Raw genomic sequence first — 13,067 nt, forward strand, 5'->3', positions numbered from 1 at the left:
GGCTTGGGACCAGTGAAGAATGCTACGGGAAAAAGTCTGTATAAAGAATGTATAAGCAAATCAGGCGAGAGCAGGGCAGACAGAGGCCGCGCCACACTTTTTGTTGATGAGGCCGTTAGCGGCCGCTTCGATCTTCCTTGACCTGATATTGCTTCTGGATCCGGTCAACCGGCGTCCCGTCCCTGAGGGGCACTTTCTCGAGCGTGTTATAGGTGCGGAAGCCCATTTTCTCGTAATAGGCCAGTCCGCCGGTATTGTCGGCGCGGATGGTCGCGTTGATGATGTCGATCTTGCGCTTCCTGGCGGCGGCAAGTGTTGCGGCAAACAGCGCGGTGCCGACGCCGGGGATCTTCGGGTTCAGCCGCGCGAAGGTCGCGATATCGGCCCACGCCTCCGGCAGATCGCCGTAGAGGCTGAGAGACTGAAAGCCGGCAAGCCCGGAGCCTGCCTGCGCCACATGGCAGGTGAGGGCGAATTCGCCCGATATGAACCAGTCGGCCAGCAGTTCGGGGGAAAGGGGCTCCTCGATAGCAGTCGTGCCGCCGGCTTCGATGATTTCATTGATAAGCCCGCAGAGTTCCTCTGCGTCATCGACGGTCGCTTCGCGGATGGTCAATTGTGCCATGCTCTCCATCTTCCCGATCGCCGGAAACGAAAACGGCCCGGTTTCCCGAGCCGTTTTCCCGATCTCTGCGCCTTGGGCTCAGATGAGCTTTGCGAAGGCCACGGCCGTGTCGGCCATGCGGTTGGAGAAGCCCCATTCGTTGTCGTACCAGGTGAGGATACGAACGAAATTGCCTTCCATCACCTTGGTCTGGTCGATCGCGAAGATCGAGGAGTGGTTGTCGTGGTTGAAGTCACGCGAAACCAGCGGCTCCTCGGTGTAACCGAGAACACCCTTCAGCGCGCCGTTGGACGCAGCCTTGACGGCTTCGTTGATTTCGGCAACCGTCGTGGCCTTCTTGGCAACGAACTTGAAATCGACGACCGAGACGTTCGGGGTCGGAACGCGGATCGAGGTGCCGTCGAGCTTGCCCTTCAGGTGCGGCAGGACGAGGCCGACAGCCTTGGCAGCACCCGTCGACGTCGGGATCATCGAGAGAGCGGCAGCGCGGGCGCGGTACAGATCCTTGTGCATCTGGTCGAGCGACGGCTGGTCGTTGGTGTAGGAGTGGATGGTCGTCATGAAGCCGTGGTCGATGCCGACGGCGTCGTCGAGAACCTTCACGACCGGCACCAGGCAGTTGGTGGTGCAGGAAGCGTTGGAGATGACCATGTGCTCCTTGGTGAGCTGGTTATGGTTGACGCCGAAGACGACCGTCAGGTCAGCGCCGTCGGCGGGAGCCGAAACGATAACGCGCTTGGCGCCGGCCGTCAGGTGAGCGGCGGCCTTGTCGCGGGCGGTGAAGATGCCGGTGCATTCCATGGCGATATCGACACCCAGCTCCTTATGGGGAAGCGTTGCCGGATCCTTGATGGCCGTGACCTTGATCGGCTTGCCGTTGCCGACAATGATCGTGTCGCCTTCAACCTTCACGGTCGCCGGGAAGCGGCCATGGATCGAATCGTAACGGAGCAGGTGGGCGTTGGTTTCGACCGGGCCGAGGTCGTTGATGGCGACGACTTCGATGTCGGTGCGGCCGGATTCAACGATGGCGCGAAGAACGTTGCGGCCGATACGCCCGAAACCGTTGATGGCAACCTTGACTGTCATGTTCATTCACTCCCTAGAGATTGGGATTGCGGATAGTAGTTGAGGAAGTGCCCGAAGGCACTCCCCTTAGAGCTTGGCTTCCGCCGCGGCGACGACGGCGTCGGCAGTGATGCCGAAATGCTCGAAGACCTTCTTGGCCGGACCGGAGGCGCCGAAGCCCTTCATACCGATGAAAGTACCTTCCGGGCCGATGAAGGCATCCCAGCCCTCGCGAACCGCCGCTTCGACGGCGATCTTGACCGGCGAGTTGCCGATGACGTCCTTGCGATAGGCTTCCGGCTGCTCGAAGAAGAGTTCCGTGCAGGGAACGGAGACGACGCGGGTGCTGACACCCTTGCCTTCCAGCGTTGCGCGGGCGGCAACGGCGAGTTCCACTTCCGAACCGGAGGCGAAGATCGTGACCTTGGCGTCGGCATTGCCGGCCAGCGTATAGGCGCCGAGTTCGCAGAGGTTCTTCTCATTATATTCGGTGCGGACCGTCGTCAGGTTCTGGCGCGTCAGTGCCAGAGCGGACGGACGATCCTTGCTCTTCATGGCGATCTGCCAGCACTCGGCGGTTTCAACCGCATCCGCCGGGCGGAACACATACAGGTTCGGCACGGCGCGCAGGCCGGCGATCTGCTCGACCGGCTGATGGGTCGGGCCGTCTTCGCCGACGCCAATCGAATCGTGGGTAAGCACGTGGATGACGCGGATGCCCATGAGCGCGGCAAGGCGGATCGGCGGACGGCAATAGTCCGAGAAGATCAGGAAGCCGCCGCCGTAGGGGATGAGGCCACCGTGCAGCGCGATACCGTTCATGGCAGAGGCCATGCCGTGTTCGCGGATACCCCAGTGCATGTAGCGGCCGGCGAAATCCGTCGGCGTGATCGAATGCATCTGGCTGGTCTTGGTGTTGTTCGACGGCGTCAGGTCGGCAGAGCCGCCGAGCGTTTCCGGCACGAAGCCGTTGATGACTTCGAGTGCATCTTCGGATGCCTTGCGGGAGGCGATTGTCGGCTTGGTTTCGGCAAGCTTCTTCTTGTAGTCGTCGATGGCCTTGTCGAAGCCTTCCGGCAGGTCGCCGGCGAAACGACGGGTGAACTCGGCCTTGGCCGGCGACTTGGCAAGCGTTTCTTCCCAGGCCTTGACGATATTGTCAGAGCGGGTGCCGGCGGCGCGCCATGCATCGAGCACGTCGGACGGGACGACGAAGGGCTCGTAATCCCAGTTCAGCGCCTTGCGGGTAGCGGCGATTTCGTCGGCGCCGAGCGGATTGCCGTGCACCTTGTGGGTGCCCTGCTTGTTCGGAGCGCCGAAGCCGATGACGGTCTTGCAGGCGATGAAGGTCGGGCGGTCGGACTTGTGGGCGGCTTCGATCGCCTCGGCTATGGCGGCCTGGTCGTGACCGTCGATCTCGATCGTGTTCCAGTGAACGGCCTTGAAACGGGCGATCTGGTCGGTCGAGTCCGACAGCGAGACGGCGCCGTCGATGGTGATCGAGTTGTTGTCCCAGAAAAGGATCAGCTTGTTCAGCTTCAGGTGGCCGGCAAGCGCGATCGCCTCATGGCTGATGCCTTCCATCAGGCAGCCGTCGCCGTTGATGACGTAGGTATAGTGATCCTGCAGTTCCGGACCGAATTCCTCGCGCAGCTTGCGTTCCGCAATCGCCATGCCGACGGCATTGGCAATGCCCTGGCCGAGCGGGCCGGTGGTGGTTTCGATGCCGGTGGCATGACCATATTCCGGATGGCCGGCGGTCTTGGAGCCGAGCTGGCGGAATTGCTTCAGGTCCTCGATGGACATGTCCGGATAGCCGGTCAGATAGAGCAGCGAATAGAGCAGCATCGATCCGTGGCCGGCAGAGAGCACGAAGCGGTCGCGGTTCGGCCAATGCGGCTTCTTGGGGTCGAAGCGGAGATATTTGGTGAAGAGGACCGTTGCCACATCCGCCATGCCCATCGGCATGCCCGGGTGGCCGGAATTCGCCTTTTCGACAGCATCCATGGAGAGGAAACGGATCGCATTCGCCATCCGGTCGTTTTGTTCGCGTGAGGTCATGGCTTTTCCGCTGGTTCCGGGTTGGGGATGGCCTCGAGCCTGCCAAGACCATCAAAGAGAGCGGTCGAGACATAGCAGTTGGAACGGCCAAGTCAACAAAATGGAAGCCGTTTAGAGGCCGGGTGCGACGATTTTTGACATTTGACCGTCAAGTTTTACAAAAGACGAATTTTGTGTGACGGACTTATGTAAATCGCTCATCCACAGAATAGGGCGGGTGCGGGCAGGGCGGCTTTATTGACGTGTTCCAGCCTAGCTGCATATCCTTTTGAAAATACAGGATCGGCAGCAGGGGCCGATTCGCGGGTCTTGCGCGGGGAACCGGAAAGACATGACGCCCAACGGCAAAACCATCGAAGCTGCGCTTACGGAGCTCAAACAGGCAATCTCAGGCCTCGAGAACGCCGTCGACATGCGTATCGAGCGCCAGCGCGAGCAGGGCGAGATCGAGGGCGAGGTTCGTCGCGTCCATGCCGACCGTTCACGCCTTGCCCAGGAGCTCGACCAGGCCGAGTTCCGCGCAAACCGTCTGGAAGAGGTCAATCGCGAGGTTTCGCGCCGGCTCGTGACGGCGATGGAAACGATCCGCGCGGTGCTTGACCGCTAAGAGGACTTGGAAGACATGGCGCAGGTAACGGTGACGATCGACGGCAAGGCCTATCGCATGGCCTGCGAAGAAGGGCAGGAAGATCACCTGACCGACCTTGCGACCCGCTTCGACCGCTATGTCGGCCATCTCAAGGGGCAGTTCGGCGAAATCGGCGATCTCAGGATCACCGTGATGGCCGGTATCATGGTGATGGACGAGATTTCGGAGCTGACGCGGCGCGTCGCCGGGCTGGAATCCGAGCTGGAGACGCTGCGCAGCAACCGGGACACCGTGCTTGCCGCCACCGCGCGCACCGAGGAGGGCATTGCGGCGGCGCTTTCGGAAGTGACCAGCCGAATTCAGGGCATTACCGACAAGCTCAACGGCCGTACGCCCGCCGAGCTTAATTAATTTGAGACAGCACCGCTGCCCCACTGGTGCGGCGAGATAAATGCCCCTATATTCGCGGTCGCGGTCTGTGCTTCTCGACAGGAACAAATGAATCCTCGGGGCCATACCCGATCCTTAGGGAGCTGTCCCTGTCCGGGCTCGTGGGTCTGGACACACGGCGCCCACCTACTTTCGTAGGCGCCCAGGATCGAAAGTTTCCACCGGTTGTCATGGATCGCACTTCTCCCGTTTCGGCCCGGTTCTTTTCAATCGGCCGGGCACGTCTCCCCAAAAGGCTTCGTTGTCAGTCGCCCGGTGGTTCCATCCATCCGGTAAGCCTTGCCCAATCGTAGGCGCCGTCCATGATGATATCGAAGACCGGATCCTTGATGTCGTAATAGGCATCGGCATTGTCGGGAAAGAAGCCGGCGAGGCGCTGTTTGATCAGCCCGTAGGCGGCGGCAGCCGTCGCATGGGCGCGCAGGAAGTCCCGGCAGAGGAGCGCGTAGCGCTGATTGAAGCGCCCCTTTTCCCGAACGTGGATGTTCGCAGGGCGGCCGGTGCTTTTGAAGTAGTGCTTCCTCAACTCGTTTTCGGCCAGATCGAGACCGGGCGGGCAATGATCCGCCACGATCGAGCGGCTTTTGAACCCTTCGCGCTCAAACGCCGTTTCATCGACCAGGTCAAGCGTATCGACGCTGACCTGAATATCGATGATGTCCTTCGCCGCGAGGCCGGGCACTGCGGTAGAACCGATGTGGTGGATCGTTGCGCCAGTGGGCGCGGCGCGCAAGATGGCCCGCTTCAGGTCTGCGAAGTCGTCGAGCCAGCTCTGTCGTGGCGGATGAATTTCTATCGGCATGAAGCGCTCGTTATGCTTGGCCCATGACGGGGCGATGACGGCGGTTCGCTGTCCCGGCCTCTTTACCTGATGTTTCTGACCAGGAAATCGATGAAGGCGCGAATGCGGGCGGCAAGATGCTCGTGACCGGGATAGACGGCGTGGATGAGTTCGATATCCTCGGCGTTATAGGCTTCCAGCACGGGTACCAGCGTTCCGGCATCGATATCCGGCTGCACATGGAACTGGCCGACGCGGGCGAGGCCGAGACCGGCGATGCAGAGACTACGCGCGGTCGGTCCGTTGTTGGTTTCGAGATTGCCGAAGACGGGTCTCGAAAAACGGTCGCCATTCCCGGGATCACGAAACGGCCATTCTTCCGCGGTCGAGCGGAAGCTGAAGGTAAGGCAGTTGTGGCGGTCGAGATCCTCGGGGCTTTCCGGCATGCCTGCTCTTTTCAGATAGTCGGGGGAGGCGACGATGACGCGGCGGCTTTCGAGCAGCTTGCGGGCCTTCAGCGAGGAGTCGCGCAGGGCGCCAGAGCGGATGGCGATATCGGCGCGCTCGCCAACAATGTCTATGATGCCGTCGCTGAGGGCGAGTTCGAGATCGACTTCCGGATAGAGTTTGAGGAAATCCGGCACCAGCGGCACGATGTAGCGCACGCCGAAGGCGACGGAGGCGCTGACGCGCAGGCGCCCGCGCGCTGCCGTCGTGCCGCCGGTCGAAACCGCACGTTCCGTCTCCTCGATGTCGGCGAGGATGCGGCGGGAACGTTCGAGATAGATTTCCCCTTCAGGCGTCAGTTGCAGGGCGCGGGTGGTGCGCACCAGCAAACGCGTGCCAAGTCGGTCCTCCAGCCGGGTGACGAGCTTGCTGACGGCGGAGGGCGAGAGCTTGAGCTTGCGACCGGCGGCCGAAAAGCTCCTGAGCGCGGCCACCTGCACGAAAACATCCATCTCGCCGATCCGGTTGTCCATCCGTTTCCCATCTTGAATTGAATTCACAACTGTTGAGCCATTATAGGTGATTATCGAGCAAGTGCGCCACGCCCATATTCCGGTCCGAACAAGAACCACACCATCGGGTCACTCTCATGCCACTTGCTCTCTTTGCGTTGACGATCGCAGCTTATGCGATCGGCACGACGGAATTCGTCATCGTCGGCCTGCTGCCGACGGTTGCCAACGACCTCCACATCACCCTGCCGCTCGCCGGCCTCATCGTCAGCGTCTATGCGCTTGGCGTCACCTTCGGCGCGCCCATCCTGACGGCACTGACCGGACGGATCGAGCGCAAGCCGCTTCTGCTCGGGCTGATGGCGCTCTTCATCGTCGGCCATATCATCGCCGCGCTCAGCCCCGGTTATGAAGTGCTGCTGATTGCGCGCGTCGTCTCGGCTTTTTCGCATGGCGTCTTCTTCTCCGTCGGCTCGACGATCGCTGCCGATCTGGTGCCGGAAAACCGCCGCGCGTCGGCCATCGCCATGATGTTCATGGGGCTGACGGTCGCTATCGTGACCGGCGTGCCGCTCGGCACTTTCATCGGCCAGACCTTCGGCTGGCGCACAACCTTTGCCGTCGTTGCCGGCCTCGGTGTCGTTGCCTTCGCAGGCATTGCCTTGCTGCTGCCGTCCAATCTCAAGAAGGCTCCGCCTGCCGGTATCGGCGAACAGATCCGCGTGCTTGCCACGGGCCGGCTGCTGCTCGTCTATGCGATGACGGCGCTCGGATACGGCGGCACTTTCGTCGCCTTCACCTTCCTTGCGCCGATCCTCGAGCAGATCACCGGTTTTGCCTCCTCCGCCGTCGGTCTGATCCTCATGCTCTATGGCGTGGCGATCGCTGTCGGCAACGTCGTCGGCGGGCGCATCTCCAACCGCGATCCCGTCAAGGCGCTGACCTTCCTGTTCATCGCCCAGACGCTTGTGCTGGTGCTTTTCGGCTTCACCGCCGTTTCGCCGTGGCTGGCGATCCCGACGCTTGCGGTCCTCGGCTTCCTGTCCTTTGCCAATGTTCCCGGCCTGCAGCTCTACGTCGTGCAGCTGGCGCGCCAGCTGCGGCCGAATGCGGTCGATGTCGCCTCGGCGCTCAATATCGCCGCCTTCAACCTCGGCATTGCCATGGGTGCCTGGATCGGCGGTCTGGTGGTCGAATCCCGATTCGGCCTGGGCGCCACTCCGTTCGTTGCCGCGGGTCTCGTCACCGTCGCCCTTGGCCTCACCATAAGGAGCGGCGCGCTTGATCGCCGCTCCGTCCCGACCGCTGCCGTTGCCGGCAGCGCAGCCTGATTTCTCACCTTCGAAAGGAAAAAAGCATGACATTCATCAGCGCCAACGGCGTCTCCATTCCCGCCCTCGGTTTCGGCACCTTCCGCGTGCCGGGACCGGATGCCGAACGCATGGTCTCGCATGTGCTCGCCAGCGGTTATCGCCATATCGATACGGCGCAGATCTACGGCAACGAGGCCGATGTCGGCGAGGGGATACGCCGTTCGGGTGTCGCCCGCGGCGATATCTTCCTGACCACGAAGGTCTGGGTGGAAAATTACAGGCACGATGCTTTCCTCGCTTCGGTCGATGAAAGTCTTGGGAAGCTGAAGACGGATTATGTCGATCTGCTGCTGCTTCACTGGCCGAACGAAGCCGTGCCGCTTGCCGAACAGATCGGCGCGCTGAACGAAGTCGCCAAGGCGGGAAAGGTGCGCCATATCGGCGTGTCGAACTTCAACACCGACCTGATGCGGCAGGCAGTGGCGCTCAGCAGTCAGCCGATCGTCACGAACCAGGTGGAATACCATCCCTATATCGACCAGACGCCGGTTCTGCGCGCCGCAAAGCAGCTCGATATGTCGGTGACGGCCTACTACGCCATGGCGGATGGCAAGGTGTTTGACGACGCGGTGTTGACGGCGATTGCCGCCCGGCATGGCAAGTCGGTTGCGCAGGTCGTGCTGCGCTGGATCGTGCAGCAGGGCGTGATCGCGCTCTCCAAGACGGTTTCGGAAAACCGCGCGAAGGAGAATGCGGCAGTCTTCGATTTCGAGCTGTCGCCCGAGGAAATGGCGGCAATCCATGCGCTGGCGAGGCCCGATGGCCGTATCGTCAGTCCGGAAGGGCTGGCGCCGGTGTGGGACAGGGTCGCTTAGAACCGCTTCAGGAAACGGGGCCTGGCCCCGTCTCCGTATGGCGATTGCATTGTTGGAGCGGCGGCGGAGACGAATGATCCGCCGCCGTTTGGCGTTTTACTTCCGCAGGCCGGGCAGGGTGACTTGATAGACCTGGAACATGGTATCGACATCGGCGCCGCCGTCAGCCTTGTAGGCAGCGCCCACCTGGAAGCCGTCCTGGGTGAAGAAGTCGTTGTCGTTGGCGATGAAGAGGAAATAGTCGTCGGGCAGGTTCGGATCGAGGACGCTTGCAAGACCCATGGCTTCCCATTTTTCCGACAGGTCGTTCCTGTCGTTCGGTGCGCCGTTATGAAGGCCGAAGCGGGCGAGATCGGCCTTGTCGTTGATATCGATGAAGGGTGTCAGGCTGGCCGGCGTGATCGAAGCATCGATGATGCCCTTGGGCGCGACCGGCTTGTCGGAATCGAAATCCGTGCCGGCGATGTCGGTTGCACCCGACGTATCGACGATGCTGATGATGCGGTAGAGCGAAGTATCGTTTTTCAAACCCTGCCCGTTGCCGCTGTCGCGGGCCAGCATCAGGAAGCTCGTATCGGATAGCGCGACGATTTCGCTCTGGGCGGCGACCGTCGTCTTGTCCTTGGCATCCTTGAAGACCGGGAGTGGAACGACATATTCGTGCACCAGCTTCAAGTGATCGGGATCGGCAGCATCATAGACCATGGCACGGGTATTCTGGCGGGTCGCGCCGGAATCGCCACCGTCCTGACGGGCGGCCGATTGCAGCACGGCGACGATGAATTTGCCATCCGGCGTCATGGCCATGCCTTCGAGGCCCTGGTTGTTCTGGCGGCCGGTTTCGGGGTCCTTCGGATCGGGCGCGGCAGCGCCGGGGCCGGGATTGTTGGAAGCAAAGCTCAGCATGCCCTTGCGCATCGGCAGCAGTGCCTTCGGCGGCTGGGTTGCGCCGGTCAGACGGCCGTCGACCGAGAAACGGTAGATGTAGGGGCCATATTCGTCGCTGATGAACATGCTGCCGTCGGCCATGCGGATGATCGCTTCATTGTCGAGGGCGATCTTGCCGTTGGTTGCCTGCGGCAGCGCCGGAAAATCGCCCGACGGGGCGCGGACGCCGGATTCCGGGTCGAGGCCGGTCGTGTCATTGCCCTTGTCGTCGAGCAGCAGCATGGAATCGGCAAGTGTCGCCTTGACGCCGGACTGTTCCTTGCCGGCTTCAGGCGTGGCGCCCGGAGCGACCGGTGTGAACTCGATCGACAGCGTGTTCAGGCGCGGGCGATAATCGGTGGTGCCGACGGCGTTATAGCCGCGGTCCGGCAGCAGGTAGAGCGTGCCCTTGTAGGCGGCGCCATCCCTGGTCCAGGCGGCGGGGTCGATCGCCATGCCGGAGCCGGAGCCGAAGGTCTCGCCGAACTTGTCGCGCTGGTTGGCCGCGATGCGGTCGACGCCGACCAGGCCCTTGTTGACGAAGGCTGCGCCACCGACGGTGACGGAGCCGTCCGCAAAGGCGGCGGCGGGAAGGACGGCGGACGCCAGCAGCGCGGCCGTCAGCAGGCGCGTTGCAAATGAACTTGCGGTCATGATGGAAATATCCTCTCGGTCGAAAAGCGTTACCGAAACGGCGGCCGGCCGGCAGGCTGGACACCGCTTCAAATGACACCCCGGCTTTGGATTCGATTTCCGGCCGGTACGCACAGACCGCGGATTTCGCCCTTATTCCCCGCCAGACGATCTAGGGTGCGAACGTGATATTCCGATGACGGTTTCTGTGAAGAGCGCGGCTTTTCTCCGAACCGGATCAACGGTGTCGGAGGGGGTAAGGCCCATCCGTGAAAAGCTCGTCATGATAACCTTTGGAGCCGACTGCCAGAGCAAGGGGGCTCCTCCATTCCCTGCCTTCGCGAAGGCGATCGAGCACATGGGAAAAATCATATTTCGGGCTCCAGCCGAGTTCCCGTCGTGCCAGCGCATTGACATAGACGCGGTCGAACTGGGCAAACATGGTCCAGCCGCGCGCAGCGTAGAGCGCCGTCATGCCGGGAAAGAGACGTTCCACCGTCGCGGGGGCGCAGCGACGCAGGTCGGCGAGATCGGTTTCGGTGAAAGGCGTGGTCGCAGAGACGATATAGCGGCCGAAACCGATGGCCGGCGCCTTGTCCAGGGCCAGCAGGTGGGCGTCGACCACATCTTCGATATCGACACGCCGATAGAGAAGTTCGTTGGCCTGAGCGTTTTCGGTCGAGTAGCGGTTGCGGATATCGGCATCGTCGTCATCCTCCGGGAAAAAGCGCGAAGTTCTCAAGACGATGACGGGGAGGGACATGGTGCGCGCGAAGAGTTCGCAGACACTTTCCGCGGCTGTTTTCGTGACACCGTAGATATTGCGGGCAACGGGCAGCACATCCTCTGTGACCCAGGCGGCGGGTTGGCCCGGTGCCGGGCGCAGGGCCGCTCCGAAAGCACTTGTGGTGCTTGTGAAGACGAAGCTCCTGGCGCCGGCGGCAACCGCCTGTTCGAGAAGGACCAATGTGCCGGTTACGTTCGTATCGACAAAATCCTGGTTGCCGTGTGTTCCGACATGCGGCTTGTGCAATGTGGCGGCATGGATGACCGCAGTGATGCCCGTCATCGCGCGGCGGACGAAATCTGCATCGGCGATCGAGCCGGTCATATCGGTAAAGGGCGACGGCTTGATATCGATGCCGCGCGCCTGGCGGCCTCGATCCCTCAATGTCCGCATCAGCGCTTCGCCCAGATGGCCGGCGCTTCCCGTCACCAGTATCGTCATTCTGCATCTCCCGTCAGATGGAGACGGACGCTAACAAAGGCGACTTCCGCGGGACAACGCATAATTTATGCACTGGAATGCAGGAAATCTGAAGGCTCAGTCGAGGGTCGTGACCAGCCGGGCGGCGCTACCGTCGGCGAGGAGGATACGCTCCCACAATACCTGCCCTGCGACGATCGGCAGGTGCGGATTGCCGTTTGCGCCCGTTTCCAGCGTCAGCGAATTCACCTCGCCGTCGTGCCAGCCGAGGTCGACGAGGTCACGGTCTGCCGCCGCGATCTCGTCCGAGGCATAGGAGAGCAACGGTTTGCCGAGGAAGGCGGAGAGCGGCAGGCGCCATTCGCTCTGGCGGGCATGGGAGGCGGCGAGGAGCCGGTGCGTCCGGTCGCAGACAAGATGAACCTTGCGCCTGGAATCCTCGACCAGCCGTTTAAGGGCGGCATCCGCGGAAGATGAGGTGGAGGCGAAGATGTCTTCCAGGCGCCTTGCCTGCGCGGCCGTGACCGGCAGGATGCCGCGCTCCCAACGGGAGACGGTCGCCTGATTGACAGAAAGCAGTTCGGCCAGATGCTCCTGCTTCATGTTGCGCAGCCGGCGCATGCGCCGGATCGTCGATCCCTGTATCGGCATGGTTCTTTTCCCTGCCTGCCACCGTAAGGCAGCAGCGCGTATCGTGGCAAGCTAGCGCGACGAGCCCTCGAGATCGCTTTTCAGCCGGTCCAGAATGGAGAGCGCATGGCCGGCATAGGCACTGATCCAGCGGTCGTGGATCTGCTTGATCGGCAGGCTGTTCAGATGGTTCCAGCGCTCCCGTCCCTCCTTCCTGGCAATCACCAGGTCCGCCTCCTCCAGCACCTTCAGATGCTGCATGACCGTGCAGCGGTCCATCTCCGGAAAGGCGTCACAGAGCGCGCCCGTCGTGCGCGGTTCCTCCTTCAGAAGGTCGAGAATATCGCGGCGGCGGCGATGGGCCAGCGCCTTGAAAATGGGGTCGTCATCCGATTCGCTTGACATGTTATATTTTTATAACATAATTGGGCCGGATACAACGCAGAAGGGGAGGAAGTCGCATGTCCCTCAATATTCGCGTCTCGGGCCGCATCGGCCGCCCGGTGGCCGATGTTTTCGACGCGGTGGTCAATCCGAAGAAACTGTCGAGCTATTTCACCACGGTGGGCGGAGCGAGCGCGCCGCTGGTGCAGGAGACGACGGTGATCTGGTGGAAGGATGTGCCGGTCGAGGTGATCGAACTCGTGCCCGACAGCAAGATCGTGCTGCGCTGGGACGGCGCAACGGACGAGCAGAAGAAGCCGTACAAGACGCTTGTGGAGATGAATTTCAAGCCGCTCGACGACGGGGGCACCATGGTGACGATCGCCGAGGACGGTTGGCGCGAGGATGAGCCCGGGCGTCGCGGGACCTATCTGAACATGGAGGGCTGGACGCAGATGTTCTGCTGCATGAAGGCCTTTGTCGAATATGGCATCAATCTGCGCGAAGGCATGTTCCTCAGCGAGATGCGCGGTGAGCAGGCCAAGGCGCAGGAAGGCTGACGTTC

General features: G+C 61.9%; 14 protein-coding genes and 1 other RNA gene. 6 read left to right on the top strand and 9 right to left on the bottom strand.

Going from position 1 to position 13,067, the window contains the following annotated elements:
• Positions 1-115: 115 nt before the first annotated feature.
• From ACU8HS_RS12945 to tkt, 3 genes are all read right to left on the bottom strand, one after another.
• On the bottom strand, positions 116-616 hold the full coding sequence (locus ACU8HS_RS12945) for an N-acetyltransferase family protein (RefSeq protein WP_447015904.1): 501 nt from the start codon (positions 614-616) through the stop codon (positions 116-118).
• A gap of 87 nt (positions 617-703) precedes the next feature.
• The gene (gap, locus tag ACU8HS_RS12950; RefSeq protein ID WP_447014509.1) at positions 704-1,714 is read right to left on the bottom strand and encodes a type I glyceraldehyde-3-phosphate dehydrogenase; all 1,011 of its coding nucleotides are present in this window, start codon (positions 1,712-1,714) and stop codon (positions 704-706) included.
• Between the two features lie 66 nt (positions 1,715-1,780).
• Positions 1,781-3,754: a transketolase gene (tkt, locus tag ACU8HS_RS12955; protein WP_112754626.1), complete on the bottom strand. Its 1,974-nt coding sequence runs from the start codon at positions 3,752-3,754 to the stop codon at positions 1,781-1,783.
• A 331-nt stretch (positions 3,755-4,085) separates the two neighbouring features.
• On the opposite strand from tkt, the gene ACU8HS_RS12960 reads away from it, so the two are divergent.
• The 3 genes from ACU8HS_RS12960 (at position 4,086) to ssrS (ending at position 4,974) form a co-directional block, all read left to right on the top strand.
• Complete coding sequence (locus tag ACU8HS_RS12960) at positions 4,086-4,361, top strand: DUF4164 domain-containing protein (RefSeq protein ID WP_007826550.1); 276 nt, start codon at positions 4,086-4,088, stop codon at positions 4,359-4,361.
• Positions 4,362-4,376: 15 nt separating this feature from the next.
• A complete protein-coding gene (locus tag ACU8HS_RS12965) occupies positions 4,377-4,754 on the top strand; it encodes a cell division protein ZapA (RefSeq protein WP_112753218.1) in 378 nt (125 codons plus the stop codon).
• 59 nt (positions 4,755-4,813) lie between these two features.
• Positions 4,814-4,974: non-coding RNA, 6S RNA (ssrS, locus tag ACU8HS_RS12970), on the top strand.
• A 63-nt stretch (positions 4,975-5,037) separates the two neighbouring features.
• Here the strand turns inward: ssrS and ACU8HS_RS12975 are convergent.
• The gene (locus tag ACU8HS_RS12975; RefSeq protein WP_447014510.1) at positions 5,038-5,595 is read right to left on the bottom strand and encodes a GrpB family protein; all 558 of its coding nucleotides are present in this window, start codon (positions 5,593-5,595) and stop codon (positions 5,038-5,040) included.
• Positions 5,596-5,657: 62 nt separating this feature from the next.
• A complete protein-coding gene (locus tag ACU8HS_RS12980) occupies positions 5,658-6,554 on the bottom strand; it encodes a LysR family transcriptional regulator (RefSeq protein WP_447014511.1) in 897 nt (298 codons plus the stop codon).
• A 116-nt stretch (positions 6,555-6,670) separates the two neighbouring features.
• Here ACU8HS_RS12980 and ACU8HS_RS12985 point away from each other — a divergent pair, with 116 nt between their 5' ends.
• Together ACU8HS_RS12985 and ACU8HS_RS12990 are read left to right on the top strand one after the other, a co-directional pair.
• Entirely contained in the window at positions 6,671-7,864 is a 1,194-nt protein-coding gene (locus ACU8HS_RS12985; RefSeq protein ID WP_447014512.1) for an MFS transporter, read from the top strand.
• A gap of 26 nt (positions 7,865-7,890) precedes the next feature.
• Entirely contained in the window at positions 7,891-8,721 is an 831-nt protein-coding gene (locus ACU8HS_RS12990; protein ID WP_447014513.1) for an aldo/keto reductase, read from the top strand.
• Positions 8,722-8,817: 96 nt separating this feature from the next.
• On the opposite strand, the gene ACU8HS_RS12995 is transcribed toward ACU8HS_RS12990, so the two are convergent.
• The 4 genes from ACU8HS_RS12995 to ACU8HS_RS13010 form a co-directional block, all read right to left on the bottom strand.
• Complete coding sequence (locus tag ACU8HS_RS12995; RefSeq protein ID WP_447014514.1) at positions 8,818-10,302, bottom strand: esterase-like activity of phytase family protein; 1,485 nt, start codon at positions 10,300-10,302, stop codon at positions 8,818-8,820.
• Between the two features lie 217 nt (positions 10,303-10,519).
• On the bottom strand, positions 10,520-11,509 hold the full coding sequence (locus ACU8HS_RS13000) for an NAD-dependent epimerase/dehydratase family protein (RefSeq protein WP_447014515.1): 990 nt from the start codon (positions 11,507-11,509) through the stop codon (positions 10,520-10,522).
• 96 nt (positions 11,510-11,605) lie between these two features.
• Positions 11,606-12,139, bottom strand: a complete 534-nt coding sequence (locus ACU8HS_RS13005) for a helix-turn-helix domain-containing protein (protein ID WP_112563919.1) — start codon at positions 12,137-12,139, stop codon at positions 11,606-11,608.
• Between the two features lie 51 nt (positions 12,140-12,190).
• Entirely contained in the window at positions 12,191-12,523 is a 333-nt protein-coding gene (locus ACU8HS_RS13010) for a metalloregulator ArsR/SmtB family transcription factor (protein WP_112563921.1), read from the bottom strand.
• 56 nt (positions 12,524-12,579) lie between these two features.
• Between ACU8HS_RS13010 and ACU8HS_RS13015 the strand changes: the two genes are divergently transcribed.
• Positions 12,580-13,062 (top strand): SRPBCC domain-containing protein, encoded by a 483-nt coding sequence (locus tag ACU8HS_RS13015; RefSeq protein WP_447014516.1) that lies wholly within the window; start codon positions 12,580-12,582, stop codon positions 13,060-13,062.
• Positions 13,063-13,067: the final 5 nt, after the last annotated feature.

It is taken from the genome of Rhizobium sp. KDH_Rht_773_N (genome assembly GCF_052946295.1).